Annotated in this window: 19 protein-coding genes; 8 read left to right on the top strand and 11 right to left on the bottom strand. The window is 60.2% G+C overall.

Annotation, left to right across the window (positions count from 1 at the left end):
• The first annotated feature begins 167 nt into the window (after positions 1–167).
• The 3 genes from VFI82_09205 (at position 168) to VFI82_09195 (ending at position 2,781) form a co-directional block, all read left to right on the top strand.
• A complete protein-coding gene (locus VFI82_09205; GenBank protein ID HET7184853.1) occupies positions 168–854 on the top strand; it encodes a histidine kinase dimerization/phospho-acceptor domain-containing protein in 687 nt (228 codons plus the stop codon).
• 109 nt (positions 855–963) lie between these two features.
• Positions 964–2,400: a methyl-accepting chemotaxis protein gene (locus tag VFI82_09200; protein HET7184852.1), complete on the top strand. Its 1,437-nt coding sequence runs from the start codon at positions 964–966 to the stop codon at positions 2,398–2,400.
• A gap of 15 nt (positions 2,401–2,415) precedes the next feature.
• Complete coding sequence (locus VFI82_09195; protein ID HET7184851.1) at positions 2,416–2,781, top strand: response regulator; 366 nt, start codon at positions 2,416–2,418, stop codon at positions 2,779–2,781.
• Positions 2,782–2,796: 15 nt separating this feature from the next.
• On the opposite strand, the gene uvrB is transcribed toward VFI82_09195, so the two are convergent.
• From uvrB to VFI82_09180, 3 genes are all read right to left on the bottom strand, one after another.
• The gene (gene uvrB / locus VFI82_09190) at positions 2,797–4,791 is read right to left on the bottom strand and encodes an excinuclease ABC subunit UvrB (GenBank protein HET7184850.1); all 1,995 of its coding nucleotides are present in this window, start codon (positions 4,789–4,791) and stop codon (positions 2,797–2,799) included.
• A 133-nt stretch (positions 4,792–4,924) separates the two neighbouring features.
• On the bottom strand, positions 4,925–6,718 hold the full coding sequence (locus tag VFI82_09185) for a mismatch repair protein (protein HET7184849.1): 1,794 nt from the start codon (positions 6,716–6,718) through the stop codon (positions 4,925–4,927).
• A gap of 2 nt (positions 6,719–6,720) precedes the next feature.
• The gene (locus VFI82_09180; protein ID HET7184848.1) at positions 6,721–7,335 is read right to left on the bottom strand and encodes a hypothetical protein; all 615 of its coding nucleotides are present in this window, start codon (positions 7,333–7,335) and stop codon (positions 6,721–6,723) included.
• Between the two features lie 169 nt (positions 7,336–7,504).
• Here VFI82_09180 and VFI82_09175 point away from each other — a divergent pair, with 169 nt between their 5' ends.
• A complete protein-coding gene (locus VFI82_09175; GenBank protein HET7184847.1) occupies positions 7,505–8,257 on the top strand; it encodes a class I SAM-dependent methyltransferase in 753 nt (250 codons plus the stop codon).
• A gap of 103 nt (positions 8,258–8,360) precedes the next feature.
• Here VFI82_09175 and VFI82_09170 read toward each other — a convergent pair whose 3' ends face one another.
• Positions 8,361–9,107, bottom strand: coding sequence for an HAD-IA family hydrolase (locus VFI82_09170; GenBank protein HET7184846.1), 747 nt, complete (start codon positions 9,105–9,107; stop codon positions 8,361–8,363).
• A gap of 111 nt (positions 9,108–9,218) precedes the next feature.
• On the opposite strand from VFI82_09170, the gene VFI82_09165 reads away from it, so the two are divergent.
• Both VFI82_09165 and VFI82_09160 read left to right on the top strand, forming a co-directional pair.
• Positions 9,219–11,423, top strand: coding sequence for a dehydrogenase E1 component subunit alpha/beta (locus VFI82_09165; protein HET7184845.1), 2,205 nt, complete (start codon positions 9,219–9,221; stop codon positions 11,421–11,423).
• Positions 11,424–11,584: 161 nt separating this feature from the next.
• A complete protein-coding gene (locus tag VFI82_09160; GenBank protein HET7184844.1) occupies positions 11,585–12,079 on the top strand; it encodes a ferritin-like domain-containing protein in 495 nt (164 codons plus the stop codon).
• 65 nt (positions 12,080–12,144) lie between these two features.
• On the opposite strand, the gene VFI82_09155 is transcribed toward VFI82_09160, so the two are convergent.
• From VFI82_09155 to VFI82_09140, 4 genes are all read right to left on the bottom strand, one after another.
• A complete protein-coding gene (locus VFI82_09155; protein HET7184843.1) occupies positions 12,145–12,576 on the bottom strand; it encodes a DoxX family protein in 432 nt (143 codons plus the stop codon).
• Complete coding sequence (locus tag VFI82_09150; GenBank protein HET7184842.1) at positions 12,573–13,760, bottom strand: saccharopine dehydrogenase C-terminal domain-containing protein; 1,188 nt, start codon at positions 13,758–13,760, stop codon at positions 12,573–12,575. Before VFI82_09150 ends, VFI82_09155 begins: the two co-directional genes overlap by 4 nt.
• Positions 13,761–13,849: 89 nt before the next feature.
• Positions 13,850–14,410, bottom strand: a complete 561-nt coding sequence (locus VFI82_09145; GenBank protein HET7184841.1) for a Clp protease N-terminal domain-containing protein — start codon at positions 14,408–14,410, stop codon at positions 13,850–13,852.
• Between the two features lie 33 nt (positions 14,411–14,443).
• The gene (locus VFI82_09140; GenBank protein ID HET7184840.1) at positions 14,444–14,632 is read right to left on the bottom strand and encodes a hypothetical protein; all 189 of its coding nucleotides are present in this window, start codon (positions 14,630–14,632) and stop codon (positions 14,444–14,446) included.
• A gap of 3 nt (positions 14,633–14,635) precedes the next feature.
• Here VFI82_09140 and VFI82_09135 point away from each other — a divergent pair, with 3 nt between their 5' ends.
• Together VFI82_09135 and VFI82_09130 are read left to right on the top strand one after the other, a co-directional pair.
• On the top strand, positions 14,636–15,397 hold the full coding sequence (locus tag VFI82_09135) for a methyltransferase domain-containing protein (GenBank protein ID HET7184839.1): 762 nt from the start codon (positions 14,636–14,638) through the stop codon (positions 15,395–15,397).
• A gap of 104 nt (positions 15,398–15,501) precedes the next feature.
• Positions 15,502–15,942 (top strand): hypothetical protein, encoded by a 441-nt coding sequence (locus VFI82_09130; protein HET7184838.1) that lies wholly within the window; start codon positions 15,502–15,504, stop codon positions 15,940–15,942.
• Position 15,943: 1 nt separating this feature from the next.
• Here VFI82_09130 and VFI82_09125 read toward each other — a convergent pair whose 3' ends face one another.
• The 3 genes from VFI82_09125 to VFI82_09115 form a co-directional block, all read right to left on the bottom strand.
• Entirely contained in the window at positions 15,944–16,204 is a 261-nt protein-coding gene (locus tag VFI82_09125; GenBank protein HET7184837.1) for a hypothetical protein, read from the bottom strand.
• Between the two features lie 216 nt (positions 16,205–16,420).
• The gene (locus tag VFI82_09120) at positions 16,421–16,576 is read right to left on the bottom strand and encodes a hypothetical protein (GenBank protein ID HET7184836.1); all 156 of its coding nucleotides are present in this window, start codon (positions 16,574–16,576) and stop codon (positions 16,421–16,423) included.
• A gap of 33 nt (positions 16,577–16,609) precedes the next feature.
• Positions 16,610–16,963 carry a hypothetical protein gene (locus VFI82_09115; GenBank protein HET7184835.1) on the bottom strand — a complete coding sequence of 118 codons (354 nt, stop codon included), beginning with the start codon at positions 16,961–16,963 and terminating at the stop codon, positions 16,610–16,612.
• Positions 16,964–17,046: the final 83 nt, after the last annotated feature.

Below are 17,046 nucleotides of genomic sequence, written 5' to 3'. Positions count from 1 at the left end.
GGCCTGGTTACCGTTACAGTTGAGACTGAGTTTCAGGGTGAGACGGAATCGGCGTTATGGACGCACCACTACTCTCTTGTTTTCAGCGACATACGCAAGACGGCGTTTGGAGTTTTTCGTGCATTGTTTTTGTCGGGTAGCCAAACAGCGCCCGCGGGAGCCGCAACGTGTCGCAAGCATCGGTACTGATCGTCTCGGACGAGCCGGAATTCGCGCCCACCATCATGGCGCGCTGGCAGAGTGAGCGCAGCCTGCCTTCATTTCTCCTGATGACGACGCCGGCTTGGAGCGAGTCGCTGCTGGCGTCTTGTCATGTGGCGGTGATCGCCGGCGTGAAACAAGTGGTCGCGCCGCTGTTCAAGGCGGTGGAGGAATCCGGTAAACCTGCGATCTTGCTGGTTAGCGAAGGGATGGATTTGCAGCACGTTCGCAACGAGTATCCGCGAATGATGCTGGTACGCGAACATGAAGGCTGGGTCGAGGTGCTGGTGGCGCTCGCCACCGAAACTCTGCGGCGTTTGGATGCGAACGCACATGCCCGCCGCGCCGAACAGGCTATGACTCAAGCCGAAGGCCACGCCATGCTGGGCCGCTACATGCTCGATATGCGCCATACTCTGAATAACGCGCTCACCTCGGTGCTGGGAAACGCAGAACTCATGCTGCTGGAGCCGGGCGCATTTTCCGCCGAAGTCCGCGACCAACTGGCGACCATTCACACCATGGCGCTGCGCATTCACGACATTGTGCAGCGGTTCAGCTCTCTGGAGTCAGAAGTCAAGCTCGCCGCAAAGTCAGTCAAGTCTCACTCTGAGATGCAATCTTCTGCTTCGCCTCTCGCTGCTGCACGCTGAGGTGCATGTCCTAAAATCCGTTTCCCGCGACCGCTATAGTTGGGTACAGTACACTGGTCAATCTCTTCAGCCATCGGTGTGATTTCCGAAATTTGTTCCGGAGAATTTTGTGAAGGACCGAGTGAAGTCGCGTGTGTGGTCGCTGGTCGGGTTTAATGCCGGCGCGCTGTTGGTCATTCTGCTGCTCGCTTATGCGGCGGGCTCGCGTTCGGGCGGACTGTCAGTGCTGGACTTTGGCGCGCTGCCGCAAGTGGCGGGACTGGAATTCCTGACGGCGCTGTTGCTGGTCCTGGTGAGCAGCATTGTGCTGCTGGTAAAGCTTGGCCGCACCGTGGTGAAGCCGACCAGCGAATTGCTGGAGATTTCAGAAAAGATGGTCGCCGGGGATTACGAGACGCGCGCCACCATCACCTCGGACGATTTCGGCCTGATTGCGGAAAACTGGAATCGGTTGGCGGAGCTGGTTGCCCAGTCGGCGGCCATCAAAACCGGAGAAGAACTGCTGCGGTCGGACTTGGCGGAACTGGAAAAAGTGATCAACCACGTGTCACGTGGTGAGTTGTCGGCCCGCGCCGCGGACCCCTCGCATCCGTTTCTGACAGCGGTGGTCGAATCGTTCAATGCGCTGGCGGACAATTACGCTCGGCGCATCGAGCGAGTGCGAACCGCGAGCAGCGATATCGCGACCTCGGCAGCACAGGTCTCGACTGCGGCCACCGAAATGGCCAATGGCGCGGCGCAGCAGGAGCAAGCGACGATGGATGCTGCCGCCGCCATCGCGGAGCTCAGCCAGAGTACGCAGCGGGTCTCCACCCATGCCTCGGCCACTGCCGATGCAGCAAAACGCGCGCTCGATCTTTCCGAGCAGGGAAGCCGGGCGGTACGGGACACCGCGGAAGGCATGCAGCGGGTTCGCGTCTCCATGCAGGCAACAGCGGAGAAAATCAAATCGCTGGCCGACCGCTCCCTGGAAATCTACGAGATCATTAACCTGATTCACGAAACCAACCTGCTGGCACAGAACGCGATTGTGGAGATGTCGCGCGGCAACCAGGGCAGCCATGCGCTCGAAGTACTGTCCGCCGAACTGAAAAAACTGGCCGAGCACTCGCGTTCTACGACACGCGACATCGTGAGCTTGCTGAAGTCCATCCAGGCGGAAGGGAACCAGGCGGTATCCGTAATGGAAGAAGGAAATCGCGTCGCCGCCAACGGCACGCAACTGATGGAACAGGCAAACCGAGCCTTCACGGGCATCTCCACCGTGCTGCACCAGACGGCGGACTTCGCACAGGCTATTTCGGCGGCTTCCTCGGAGCAGGTGCAGGGCACTGAACACGTCGCCGGCGCGGTGCAAGAGCTCGCTGCCAACTTGCGGCAAAATTCGACAAAGGCTAGACAGAGCGCGAAAATCGTGGAGCAGGTGGTACGATCAGCCGAGCAGCTCACACAGGCCATCCCCCAGTCGAAGCCGGCACTGGGACCGGCAGTCGTCAAGACCGATAAACCGGAAGCGGCATCGGCGGCGGTGTTCGGGCGAGCCTAACAGCTGGCAAGATCGATGCCGCGAAGAAAACACACCATCCTCTGCGTCGACGACAACCAGGTTGCCGTTTCCGGCTGGTCCCTGTACCTCCAGCAACACGGATACGCGGTGATCAGCGCATTTAGCCCTGACGAAGGGTTACAACGGTTTGCCACCCAGCCGGTGAGCGCGGTCATTCTCGATTACAACATGCCGGAGCGGGACGGCACGGCGGTCTCGGCGCTGATGAAGCGCATGAAGCCTGAGGTGCCGATCATTCTGTTCACCGGCGTCTCCGAGATGCCAACCGATGTTCTGGCGACGGTGGATGGATTCATGGTGAAGGGCAAGCCGCCAAGCGAAATGTTGCAGATCATCGATAAGCTGTTAGGAATCGAATAACGCGCCGCCTTGTGCCTAGGACGCGAAGAGAAATTCCTTGGTGCGTAGTTCGCGGATGCTGTCGCGCAGCTTGGCGGCCTTTTCAAATTCGAAGCGCTTGGCGGCCTGGCGCATTTCCTCTTCCAGCTTTGCGATGTAAGCATCCAGGTCTTCCTGCGATTTGAATTCCGGAATGCCCTCGGCCTGTTCGGTCACGTCCACGTAATCGGCCTCGATGATGTGCGCCAGCGACATGTCGAGGGGCCGTACGATGGACTCAGGCGTGATGCCGTGCTCTTCGTTATAAGCCTGCTGGATGGCGCGGCGGCGCATGGTTTCGTCCATCGCCTTCTTCATGGAGTCGGTCATGCGATCAGCGTAGAGAACAGCGCGCCCATGCAAGTTGCGGGCGCAGCGGCCCATGGTCTGGATGAGCGATCCCGCGGAACGAAGAAAACCTTCCTTGTCGGCGTCCAGAATGGCCACCAGCGAGACTTCCGGCAGGTCGAGGCCTTCACGCAACAGGTTGATGCCGATGAGAACGTCGAACTCGCCCTTGCGCAGGTCGCGCAGAATTTTTACCCGCTCCAAAGTCTCGATCTCGGAATGCATGTAGCGACAGCGCACGCCGACCTCACTGTAGTATTCGGCCAGGTCCTCAGCCATGCGCTTGGTAAGCGTGGTGACGAGCACGCGCTCACCATTCTCAACACGTGCGCGGATCTCGTGCAACAGGTCGTCAATTTGCCCCTTGACCGGACGCACTTCGACTTCAGGGTCGATCAATCCAGTCGGCCGGATGATCTGTTCGACCACCACGCCGGCGGATTTTGTAAGTTCGTAGGGGCCCGGCGTCGCAGACACGTACACTGCCTGGTTGACGCGGTGTTCGAATTCTTCGAACGTCAAGGGGCGATTATCGAGCGCCGACGGCAGGCGAAAGCCGTACTCGATCAGCGTTTCCTTGCGGGAGCGGTCGCCGTGCCACATGCCGTGCAGCTGCGGGATGGTCTGGTGCGACTCGTCGATGAACAACATGAAGTCGCGCGACACATAATCGAGCAGCGTGGGGGGAGGCTCGCCCGGCAACCGCCCGGTGAAATGGCGCGAGTAATTTTCGATGCCGTGGCAGTACCCGACTTCCTTCATCATCTCGACGTCGAAGCGCGTGCGCTGGTGCACGCGTTGTGATTCCACCAGGCGGCCTTGTTTTTCCAGTTCGACCTCCCACCAGGCGAGTTCCTTCAGGATGGACTCGATGGCGGAATTCTTGGTCTCCGGTTTCATGACGTAATGCGTTTTCGGATAAATCGGCAGCCGCGCGTACTTCTGCTTCACCGTGCCGAAGAGAGGATCGATCTGGGCGAGCGATTCGACTTGATCTCCCCAGAGCTCGATGCGATAGGCATTGTCCTCGTAGGTGGGGAAGATCTCGATGACATCGCCACGCACGCGGAAGGTGCCGCGGCGGAAATCGGTATCGTTGCGCTCGTAAAGAATTTCGACCAGCTTGCGGAGGATGTCCTCGCGCTTGATTTTTTGCCCTTTTTCGAGGAAGAGCAGCATGCCGTAATAGGCTTCCGGCGAGCCCAGGCCATAAATGCAGCTCACGGAAGCGACAATGATGCAGTCACGGCGCTCGAACAGGGACTTGGTAGCCGACAGGCGCAGCTTGTCGAGTTCGTCGTTGATCGTGGCTTCTTTTTCGATATAGACGTCGGCGGCAGGAATGTAGGCTTCCGGCTGGTAATAGTCGTAATACGACACAAAGTATTCGACCGCATTATGCGGGAAAAAGCTCTTGAATTCATGGTAGAGCTGCGCCGCCAGCGTCTTATTGTGCGCGAGCACGAGCGTTGGACGGTTGACCTGCTCGATGACCTTGGCCATGGTGTAAGTCTTGCCGGAGCCGGTGACGCCGAGCAGCACCTGGTGCTTGTCGCCATCAAAGACACCGCGGCCCAGCGACTCAATCGCCTTCTCCTGGTCGCCCCGCGGCTTGTAGTCGGAAACCAGCTTGAAATCAGCCATTGAAAGCTCTTTTAGACACCTGGCCGGCCTTGCTCCGTCGGCGTTTGGCGCCCACAGAAACCAATCTCGACGGGTAGATATCTCTTGATTATAACGCGAGCTTCGGTCCCAACAGTCGCAACGCGCAGAATCACTAAACGTCGAGGCCGATGCTGCGCATCAGTTCCAGGGCGTTGCTCTTGGTGACGACGCCATCGCGCAGGATGTAATCGAACCGCATCCGGCCATCTTCGACATGATCTTCAAAATGGGCGTTGCGGACCCGGCCATCCGGCGCAGTATTAGCGATCGCGGTGAGCGCAAGATCATGGGTGGTGGCGATCCCGATCGCTCTCCGTTCCAGCAGTGCGCGCAGGATTCCTTCCGCGCCGATCTTGCGATCGTGAGAATTGGTTCCGTGCAGCAGTTCGTCGAGCAAGAACAGCACGGGCTTGCCGGCCTCGGTAAGCGACATTACTTGACGCAGGCGAACAATCTCTGCGTAGAAGCCAGAACGGCCGGCCTGGAGCGAATCGGTAACGCGGATCGAAGTTCCCATTCGCACCGGGGACATGGTGAGGCGAGCGGCTCGGACCGGCGCGCCCGCCTGTGCGAGCACCGCGTTGACGCCAATGGCGCGCATGAGCGTGCTTTTGCCGCTCATGTTGGAGCCGCTGACCAGCAGCAGTTGCGTGGGGTTGCCGAGACAAACCCGGTTGCGAACGCAGCCCGCAGCGGGTAAGAGCGGATGTCCGATCGCTTCGGCGTCGAACAGGCCAGGCACACGCTGGGGAACAAATTCAGGGAAGGGATCCGATGGGTGCTCGAAGGCGTATGCAGACAATGAGACCAGCGCCTCGACATCTCCCATCGCGCGCAGCCACTGTCCGACCGAACGGCCGTGCTTCCGGCGCCAGGATTCGGCGGCGAAGGCAACCTGGACCGAGTATAGCAGCGGGATATCGATTAATTTTACGAACAGGTTATGGGTGCTGTTGGCGAGATCGGCGAGCTGGCGAAGCCGCGCCAGGCTGCGCGATGGAGTCATGCCGGAACTCGCCAGTCCGGCGGCGCGAGCGCGAAGCCAGGCTGTGGTGAAGGGTTCCCGTTCAATGCGCGCCATGAGGGCAGAGACGAGCGCGAGTTCATCGGCAGCCGCGCTGAGGGCGTCGAGCACCAGGTGAACCCGGTGCCGTAGCCGGTTGGCGATCAAAGAAGTCGCGGCGACGACCAACAGCAACGGGACCCAGTCACGGTGTAAGCCGCCATAGACCAGCGTTGCCACCCCCGCCAACGCCAGTAAAGCAGCCAATACGCGCAATGCCGGACCTTGCAAGGCAATCGGCGACTCGCCCCATTCCACGAGCCACTCGGGCCGGCGAGGCGAGGGTAAGTCGCCGCCGGTGATGGCAAGGTCTTCGCGAAAATCGAGACGGAAGCGGAGTTCGTCGATTGATTTCTGGCGCGCCTGAACTTCCTCGGCAGGTGCGGCGTCAAGGAGCCAATTGGCGAGGGTCTGTCGGCCCATGGGGGTGCGGGCAGTGCAGAGCAGTTCGAAAAGGCTGCCGCGCCCAAACAGGTCAAGATCTTCAGCGTAGACGTGATCAGGTAAGCGGAACTCTTCGCCGGGATCGCCCGCCCCGGACCAGCGATCCTCGATCCGAGCCAGGCCGCGGCGGTAATAATCGCCGGCTTTTTCGCTGCGTTGCCTGGACCTGATCACGCGATCGTGTACGACAACGAGGACGGCAAACGAGATCACCGGGATGAGCAGCCAATACGGCGAGAAGGAATGCTGCTTGACGTAAAACGCGCCGGCGACGAAGAAGGCGATTACGGCGGCGAGCTTGATGTTGCCAAGCAGGGCCGAGCGGCGGTCGAGGCGTGCGGCTTCAGTGGTGCGGTCCGCGGTGCGGCGGGTGTACTCGGCGAGTGGCGACGTCGTCACGGTTACTTCCAGCGGTGGTCGGTCAATTCGGCGCGAAAAAGGCGATCATCGACCGGGCGGAAATGCTTCGCCATGGCAGGGGTCACAAGTTTGAAGTGGGGAATCTCGCACAGATATTCGGCGATGAACCAGGGATCTTTTTCGGCGGTCATCCAGTGGAGGTGGTCAAAGCGAGCAAGGTTGACCGGGCGCGAGTAGCGGCGGAGAGTGCGCTGCTTGCGGCGGTTGCAATAAAGGTTGAAGAAGGTCAAGGCCAGCTCGCGCAGGCTGCGATGAATGGGCTCCCGATATCGGCAGCCGCTCCAGTTCGATTTGGCGACCGCGCCCCAGTGACCACGAACTTTGAAAATCGCCAGAACGTGGTCGGTGTCGTGGTCCGCTTCCAGGTCCCAGAGCAGCGGGGGGAAGCCGATGACTCGAAGCGCCGCAGCGGCAAAAATCGCGCCTTCCAGGCAATGCGCGGTGCGCTCGTGGAGGACCCTGCGTGGTGACCACGAAGTGTCTTCCAAGTGATAGGGGAGCGAATCGAGAAACTTCTGGACGCCATACGGAGTTTTCAGCGAGCGCAGCTTGCGCAGTTCGGCAGGAGTGAAGCCAAAGGTCGAATTGGTGGACATTGAAGGTTTCAGTTTCAGTTTCGGTTTCGGCAGGACAAGACACGTCGGTCTTTCTCCAGCCGTCACTCGAAACGAACTCTTGAACCTGCAATAATGCGGGTTAAGGCGCGAATGCGCAAGCGCAGATCGAAGGCGGATCATCGCGCGCGCGAGCGCCTACAGTATCGATATGGACGCGACCCAACGATTCTCGAATCGAGTGGAAGACTATGCCCGGTACCGGCCCGGCTATCCGCCGCAGGTGCTGAAGACGATGCAGCGAGAATGCGGGCTGAAACGGGAGTCGGTGATTGCCGATGTCGGATGCGGAACGGGAATTCTGTCGCGCCTGTTTTGCGACGCCGGAAATCACGTGTTCGGAGTGGAGCCGAACGCATCCATGCTGGAGGAGGCGCGGAAGTCTCTGCGGGACTGCGCCAACTTTGTGGCCGTGCTTGGCCGGGCAGAAGCGACCACGCTCAAGTCCGGGCTCGTCGATTTCATTACCGCGGCCCAGGCATTTCACTGGTTCGATTTACACGAAACGCGCCGCGAATTCGCGCGCATCGGGAAAGCCGGCGTATGGGTGGTGCTGCTGTGGAACGAGCGCCGCATGCAGGCCACGCCGTTCATGATCGCTTACGAACAGTTGCTGCTGCGCTTCGGCGTGGACTACCACAAGGTAAAGCCGCTGTGGAACAAGAACTCGCTGCCGGAATTCTTCGCTGACCATAAATTCCAGAAGGCAGTGTTCGAAAATTCGCAGCGATTCGATCGCAAGGGGCTGACAGGACGAATCCTGTCGGCGTCTTACATGCCGCATCGCGGACATCCGAACTTTGCGCCCATGCTGGGAGCGATCGATAATCTCTTCGACGAGTATCAGAAGAATGGGATCGTCAAACTGGAACAGGAGACGAGGATGTTCTATGGGAAGCTGTAACGCGCTCCACGCATTCCGGGATTGCCGAATTACAGAATTGCGGGATCGCAGAAATTAGGAATGATGGCCTAATGCCGACGTTCGACAATTCGCAATACGGAAATCATGCTGTGATCCCGGGGATTTCGGCGTATTCGTCCCCTTCCGGCGGGTGATTTTCAAATACCAGCGGCAGTTCGTGGGGTGAGGTGACCAACACGTCTGGTGGCGCTTGCTCGAGGGAATGCGGCGCAAAGCCGTAGCTTACGCCGCAACTCCACATGCCGGCATTGCGGGCGGTGAGGACGTCGATATCAGAGTCTCCGACGATCAACGTGTCGCCTGGTTCTACCTCGTTTTCTTTCGCCAGAGTCAGCGCCCCGAGCGGGTCAGGCTTCTTGGTGGGAAAGCTGTTGCCGCCGTAAACCTGGGTGAAAAATTCTGCCAAGCCGAGCGCTTCCACGATCGCACGCGAAGGGTTCACCGGCTTATTGGAAAGCACGGCCATGCGACGCTCACTTCCGGCGCCATTGGCCGGAATGCGCACGGCCCGCAAGGCTTCGATGATGCCGGGATACACGACCGTGGTGTCGAGCTTGTGCTCGCGGTAGTAGGCGAGAAAAAAATCAATTGCGGCGCGCAGGTACTTCTCGTCTTCTGGATCGCCCAAAGCGCGGCGGACGAGCATGGGTGCACCGTCGCCGACATAGCTGGCGATAACCTCCAGCGGCAACTCGGGACGGCCGAAATGACGCAGCATGCCATTCACGGAATTGGCAAGGTCAAGACGCGAATCGACCAAGGTGCCGTCCAGGTCGAAAATGACCAGCCGGATCGTATCTCCCGGAACGCGCTTGTTGATTTTTAACATCTGACGAAAGTAACCGGGCGGCAATCCCCCGCTATCCAATTGAGTATATCCGCTGTTTGCGCAGGCATTTACAATGTCGCCTGGCACATCTAAGGGGTTGAGGAACCGCGCATGGCAACTACCAGAACCGAGCCGAAGACGGCGCGGCGCGAGAGCAAGCCCGAGCGCAGCTATGAAGGGCTGACGGCGGAGCAACTGGTCCGCATGTATCGCCTCATGTTCATGTCTCGGCGTGTGGACGATCGCGAAATCCTGCTCAAACGGCAGCAGAAGATTTTTTTCCAGATCTCCGGCGCCGGACACGAGGCCCTGGGCGTCGCAGCAGGAATGGCGCTGAAGGGCGGCTACGACTGGTTTTATCCCTATTACCGCGACCGCACGCTATGTCTGACATTGGGCATGACGCCGTACGAGCAGCTGCTGCAGGCCGTGGGCGCCGCCGAGGATCCCGCGTCGGGCGGGCGACAAATGCCGTCTCACTGGGGCAGCAAGAAACTGAATATCGTCACCCAGTCCTCGCCGACCGGCACCCAGCTTCTCCAGGCGGTGGGCTGCTCCGAGGCTGGACGCTACTTCACTCGCCATCCAGAAGCGGCGAAAAAGAAGAGGGGCGATTACCGCGAGTTCAAGGATGTCATCTTCCATCCCGACGAAGTGGTGTACGTCTCGTGCGGAGAGGGCACCACCAGCGAAGGCGAATTCTGGGAGGCCATGAACACCGCCTCAACGGGCAAGCTGCCGCTGCTGTTCTTGGTCGAAGACAACGAATACGCGATTTCCGTGCCAGTCGAAGTGCAAACGCCCGGCGGCAACATCTCGCGGCTGGTAGCCAATTTTCCGAATTTTTATTTCGCCGAAATCGATGGCACCGACGCCATTGCGAGTTACGCAGCCATGACCAAAGCGGCAGGGTACATCCGCGCCGGCAACGGGCCGGCGTTCGTACACGGCCACGTCGTCCGTCCGTACTCACACTCGTTGTCCGACGATGAGCGGCTCTACCGGCCCACTTCGGAGCGTGAAGACGAAGCTAAACGCGATCCGATCACGCGCTTGCAGCTGCTGTTGCTGCGTGAGGGCATCCTTGACGAGGAGGGAATCAACAAGCTGGAGAAGGAGGTCGAGGAAGAAGTGCAGGAAGCAAGCGACCGTGCCGCGACCGCCGCATTCCCGGAAGCGAAGAGCGTAACCAACTTCGTGTACTCACCGAATGTCGACCCACGCTCCGAAAGCTTCCACACGCAGCCGCAGTTCCCGCATGCCGAGCCCGGCAAGCCAGCGCCCGGTGACAAGACCATGGCTGACCTGATCAACGCCACGCTGAAGGACGAGATGCGGCGCGACGAACGGATCGTGATGTTTGGCGAGGACGTGGCGGATTGTTCGCGCGAGCAGTACCTGCAGCAAAAGCTGATTAAGGGCAAAGGCGGCGTATTCAAGCTGACGTCCGGACTGCAGTGCGAATACGGCTCCGACCGCGTGTTCAATTCGCCTCTCGCCGAGGCCAACATTATCGGAAGGGCGATCGGCATGGGCACCAGGGGCCTGAAGCCGGTGGTGGAAATCCAGTTCTTCGACTACATCTGGCCGGCGATGCAGCAACTGCGCAATGAAATGCCGCTGATCCGGTGGCGTTCGAACAACGCTTTCTCGTGCCCCCTGGTGGTACGCGTCGCCATTGGCGGGTACCTGACTGGCGGCTCGATTTATCACTCGCAATGCGGCGAGAGCATCTTCACCCACATTCCCGGATTGCGAGTGGTGTTTCCGTCGAACGCGCTGGACGCAGCCGGGCTGCTGCGCACCGCCATCCGTTGTGACGACCCGGTCCTGTTCCTGGAGCACAAGCGGCTCTACCGTGAAACGTTCGGACGCGCACCCTATCCGGGGCCGGATTTCATGCTGCCGTTCGGAAAGGCCCGCGTCGTGCAGCACGGGGAAGACCTGACGGTCGTGACCTACGGCGCGGTGGTGCCGCGGGCGCTGCAGGCGGGGCAACGGCTGGAGCGCGAGCATGGACTCAAAGTCGAGCTTCTCGATTTGCGCACGCTGAATCCATACGACTGGGAGGCGGTGGCGGCGTCGGTGCGCAAGACCAGCCGAGTGATCGTGGCGCATGAAGACACGCAGAGCTGGGGCTACGGCGCCGAGATTGCTGCGCGCATTGCCGATGAACTCTTTGAGCACCTGGACGCGCCCGTGAAGCGGGTTGCGGCAAAGGACACCTTTGTCGCTTATCAGCCGATTCTCGAAGACGAGATCCTGCCGCAGTCGGAGGACCTATACCGGGCCATGCTCCAGCTCTCGGAATTCTGAGTTACGGTTCCGTTCAGGCCTTCAGCAGATTCACTGGAAATGCGGGAGCTGCAACTCCCGCATGACAACCCATACCTCCCTCCTGGATTCTTACTAACCCCAAATCAAGACCGATTGAGATCAGCTCGACCGAAACCCTACTTCCAAAGAAGGAGAACCCTGTGAAAATCGAGAACCTGCAACAACTATTTGTGGATGAACTTCAGGACTTGTACTCAGCGGAAAAGCAGATCATCGAAGCGTTGCCGAAGATGGAGGAAAAGGCTTCATCTGGTGAATTGCGCCAGGCTTTCAACAAGCACCTGGAGCAATCGCGCGTGCACCTGCAGCGCCTGGACCGCGTTTTCGACCAGCTCCGAGGCGTCGATCGTGAGGATAAAACCTGCGATGGCATCAAAGGGATCATCAAGGAAGGCGAAAAGCTGATCAAGGACGCAAAGGATCCGGACACGCGGGATGCGGGCATGATTGCCGGCGCGCAGCGAGTGGAACACTACGAAATTGCAGCGTATGGAACGGTGCGCACCTATGCCGCCCTGCTGGGGCAGCAGGAAGTTGCGCGTATCCTGCAGGAGACGCTTGACGAGGAGAAGGAAACCGATCGCCTGCTGAACCAGATCGCAGAACGGATTAACGTGGAAGCGCGTGCGGCATAGCTCAATGACATAAACATTCCCCACTCCCGTGGCGCCCAGTGGGCGGTACGGAGTGGGGATAATTTTTAGCGCCCGCGATCGAGAGTGGGCCTTCCGCTGAAGATGGTGTCGAGCGAGATGGGTCCGGCGCCGAAGAAAATCAACGCGAATGCGATTGCCACCACGGCCAGAGGAAATTCAAAACCGCCGGGCCCGCGCAGGCCCGCTTTCGCATGCACTTTCACGATGGCAACCGCCAAGTCGATCGTGATGGCCAGCGCGCCCAAGCGCGTCAAAACGCCGAGCAATACCAGGATGCCGCCCCCGAACTCGGCCGCTGCCGAAAGATAGGCCATCCACGCCGGGAAGCCAATGGCGGACACCAGTGACTCGTGCCGCGGCATTCCGCCGAAAACCTTCTGCGAGCCGTGCGCGATCATGATCGTCGCCAGAACCAGGCGCAGGATCAGCAGGGCCAGAGGCTGCAGACGGTCGAGATACTTGGTCAACGCTTTCATCTCTCTTCGTAATGAATTTGGATGCCGCGGCGAGCCATGGCAGCCAGAAACGCTTCCGCCGGGACATCCAATTCCTGCCGGACCGCGCCGCGCGTTGCGATTTCACCGGCGGCGAGCATCTGCACGATGATCGAAGCCGGCCATGCGGTCGTGCGCATCATCGAGGTCATTCCGGTGCGCGGGTCGTAGTGGTCCACCAGGGTGAACGAGAGAACGCGAGCCGGGCGTTTCTCCGCCAGCAACGCGCGCAGGCCGCCGGGACGCTTTTCGTGCACCTCGATGCGCAGGATAGTGATGTCAGGATCCATGCCCGCGAAGCGTTCCTCGAACAACTGGGCCATCAGTTCGCGCGGGCCGACCTCAACTTTTCCCAATTTCCTTTTCTCTTTTGCAAACAGACCCAGGTCATAGAGCGCGCGAATCATCGCCAAGTGACCGCGGTAGCGCAGCGTCTTCTCGAAACATTCACCCACCTTGCCGCGATAGGTTTCGGGCAGCGTTGAGGTGCCTCCCGAAGTGTGGAATGCTTCCAGCGGTGGAAAGCCTTCGAGGCGGAAGACCTCGGGCTCGGTAAGCGGCTCGATTTCGACGATCTTTCCGTTGCGCAGGATTTTCGCTGGTTCGGCGTATTCGTTGATGAGACCTTCTACGGAAAACACGAGCTGGTAGTTGAAAGGTGGCTTAGGATTTTCAGGCAGTCCGCCGACATAGATTTTCAGCGCGGCGGCCTCGCCGCCGATCCTCCGCATCAATTCGCCCGCAAGAATTGACGCCATGCCGGGGGAGAGGCCGCAATCGGGCGCAAGGGCGACGTCACGCTTGGCGGCCTTGCGGTCGAGAGCGAATTCCTGGCGGACGACGGTGTTGTTTCCCCCGAGGTCGGCGAAGTGGCAACGAGCCTCCACCGCCGCGCGTGCCAGACCCAGATTGAAGAAGTACGGCACCGCGGAGAGCGCGGCATCATGTCCGCGCATCAGTTTCACAGCCGATTTTTCGCTTCGCGCGTCGACCTCGACGGCCCGCACTTTTTTCGTTCCGGCCAACTTGTTGATGTGCGTTGCCGCTTCTCTGGCGCGCTTGCGGTCCATGTCAGCCAGCGTGACCGACTCCACCGTTTCCGCGCGCGCCATGTCGTATGCTGCCGCCGATCCCATCATGCCTGCGCCGATCACCAACAGCTTCAACTCCGCACCTCCCTACCGGAGGCAGGTTATCGAACCAGCGGGTGCAAGCGCAATGCGAGCGCCGGAATCGGCCCAACCGCCAGGTGAGGTTATTCCTGCCAGCCGCCGAGCGAGGCACGCAACGGGTCGAGTCGGAGACCGCGTTCGCGAAGGATGAGCGCGGCAAGGGAAGTATCGGAGTGGAGCAATCCGAGCAGCAGGTGCTCGGCTCCGATCTGGCGTGAGTTGAGGCCGCGAGCTTCACGCGCCGCCGCCACCAGGGCGCGCTGCGCATCGTCACTGAAGGGAAGGTCATCGCGGTAATCCACGATGGCCCCGCCGCCGACGCGGTCCCTGATCTCCTCCCGAATGGCTTGGTGCGAATCGGCAGGCAAGTAGCGCACGATCGCTGGCACGGCGACATGCAGCAGCCCAAGAAGCAGATGCACGGGTTCGATGGTCGGCGATTGCAAGCGTTCGGCCTCGACGCGCGCAAAGGCGATGGCACGTTGCGCTTCGCTAGTGAAGCGAGTTTCACGATGTCGCGCCGAGCGCAGCAGCCACAGATAAGCAAACAAAAGCAGCAGCACCGCCGCCAGCGCAGCCAAGTCGGCGCCGGTGACGTTGTATCGCAACCCGCCTACCGGCAGTCTGAATACAACCCTGCCCATCACTTCTACTATACGGTGTTTGTGCCGCCGGGATCAGGCGATCCCGAGTTCATCCGGCGACTCCAGTGGAGTGCCGCAGGCACGGCAAATCACTGCCGAGCAGTCGCCGCAGGTGAGCGGGTCGGAGACTTCGCGGGCGCAATTGGGGCAATAGAGGATGGGCAGCTGAGTCTGCGGCCGGTTGGGATCAGCCATCGGCGCGTTACTGTAGCACACGTGCACGAAATGAAATCTCCTCGCTACAATAAAGGCATGACTCCCGAACAGCAGCTACGCGATGAGTTCAACCACTGGGCCGAGACAGGCCGCGGCGCGGAGATGGAAAAACACCATCTCGACATCACCGAAAAAACGATCCGGATCATGGACCTGCGGCCGGGCGAGCGTGTCCTGGATTTGAGCTGCGGCACCGGCTGGGCTACGCGCCTGCTGGCCCGCCTGGTCGGCGAAGGGCCGCAAGGCTTTGGGCAAGTGATCGGCGTTGACATTTCTGACGAAATGATCCGCCAGGCGCGCGTCGCGTCGAGAGATTTCGAAAACGTCATGTTCATATGGGGCTCGGCGCAACAGATTCCCTGGGAAGAGAACTTCTTCGACAAAGCGCTATCGGTCGAGGCCTTTTATTATTATCCCGACCAGGAGCGCACGCTCGCGGAGTTGTTCCGCGTGTTGGCACCGCGCGGCCGGTTTTTCCTGCTTATCAACCTGTACAAAGACAATCCTTATTCCCTGCGTTGGGTAGAGGAGTTGAAGATCCCTGTCCACGTGCGTTCCGAGGCCGAGTACGTGCAGTTACTGAAGGCGCATGCTTTCGAAGATGTCGAAGCCATGCGCATCCCCGACGAGACACCCACACCCGATGAATACAGTGGAAAGTGGTTCCGCAATGCCGCGGAGCTTCGCGATTTCAAACGTATTGGAGCGCTGCTGCTGACCGGGCGCAAGCCGGACGTTCGCTCGATGGCTCCTGCCTACCAGATCTACTGAAATGGATTTACGAATCGGCGCGGATGTAGGACACTGGGGCCACCGTGCCCGCCACCGAAGCTCCAAAGCGTAAACCCATCCATCTTTCGGAACCCTTTCGTCCCTTGCCAGTCCGCTTTTTTGAATTGTGGGAGCACAACGGATGGCGCGTCAAGGTGTATGGAACATCAAGCCAGCATCAACGACCTGCGCAATCGCTGGTTGACACCGCGAAGCGCATCGCGGCACAGCGGCTGCCCGTTGCGTGCGACGACAACGGCGCGCATAGCGTCGGATTCCTTGCCATCCATGAGGGTCGTGACGCCAACTTTGTTTTTGTTGCCTGGTGGAGCCGGGAAAACGAGTTGCAGCGCTACGTTTACCGCTCGGCAACCGGAAATCCGGAAGCGCTGGACGACGTCACCGCCACAGGATGTTTTGGGACGGTCTGGGACCTGCAGATTCTCTGGTTTGAGCGCAACGCCTGGGTCGAGAAGGTGCTCGGAAACGCGCGCGGGCCGGACATCGAAGCCTACCTAAAGAAATTGTTGAGCGACCAGGCCTGAGCTACGCCGCTTTTCCTGGCTTCCCAGAATCCAACCCGATTTGCCGCTCCAGCAATTTCTCCTCGCGGGTGGCGAAGGAATCCTCCGTGCAGGGGTCGGGAAGACTGGAAGGCGGATCGCTTGTGGGGAAGCTGTCGGCGATCGTCTTGTCGAGCATCTTGTCGCGAATGGATTCCGGCGCCAACGCAACGAGCCGGTCTTCGGGATCGCGTGGAGTTTCTTCTTGGAACGTGACCTGCGGCTCGGCGGCGAATTTCGTCATCGTGACAAACCTCCCGGTATTGGATGCTCGCGAATTGCGGAAGGAAGCGGGCAACCCGCCTCCACAAGACATCTTCGCGCCTGCCTTCTCCATCCCATTCTTGAATCACCTATAACCAGGAGCACACATGCGAACACGATGGACGATGATTGCTGTCACTTTGCTATTCGCGACCGGAATGGCCGTGGCGCAAAGCACAGCCGGTACAACACCGGGTCAGGCAACCGGAGCAGCCGGCACCACCGCCACTCCGGCCCAGGGCACCAACACAACGCCATCAACCACCGGCACAAACAACACGGCGACGACCACCGGTATCACTCCGTCGAATACCACTACCGGCGTCACCGGCCCGACGACCACCACCGGCACTCAAGTTGGAAATACTGCCGGGACTGGGACGAATCAAGCCGGAACCACTAGCGTTCCGAGCGCCACCTCCAGCACCGGGGCAACCGGCACGAGCGGAGTTTCGAATCCGTGCCCGGTGACGCCGAATCTCGGTGCGGGCACCACCGCCACCGGAACGGGTGCGGGCACGACTGCCTCCGGAACAGGTGCCGCGACCACGGCCACTGGAACGGGCGCGACAACCAATCCGTCCACAACCGGCGCCACTGCGACCACTGGAGGAACCACCACGACGCCGAGCGGCACCGTAACCGGCACAACTCCAGGCGCTTCCAGCACGTCTGCCAATCCGAGCTCGGCGACGAGTCCCAAGACCACCACCAGTGCGACGGTTGGCACTGGCGGCATGGCGAACTGCCCGCCCCGATAAATTGACAGTCCACTCTTATGAGAAGAGACCGCCGCGGCGCTGACCGCGGCGGATTTCTTTA

This window comes from Terriglobales bacterium (assembly GCA_035691485.1).
GTDB lineage: Bacteria > Acidobacteriota > Terriglobia > Terriglobales > Acidobacteriaceae > JAIQGF01.
Note: the sequence above shows the minus strand (reverse complement) of the source record. Positions and strands in the feature narration are given on the sequence as shown.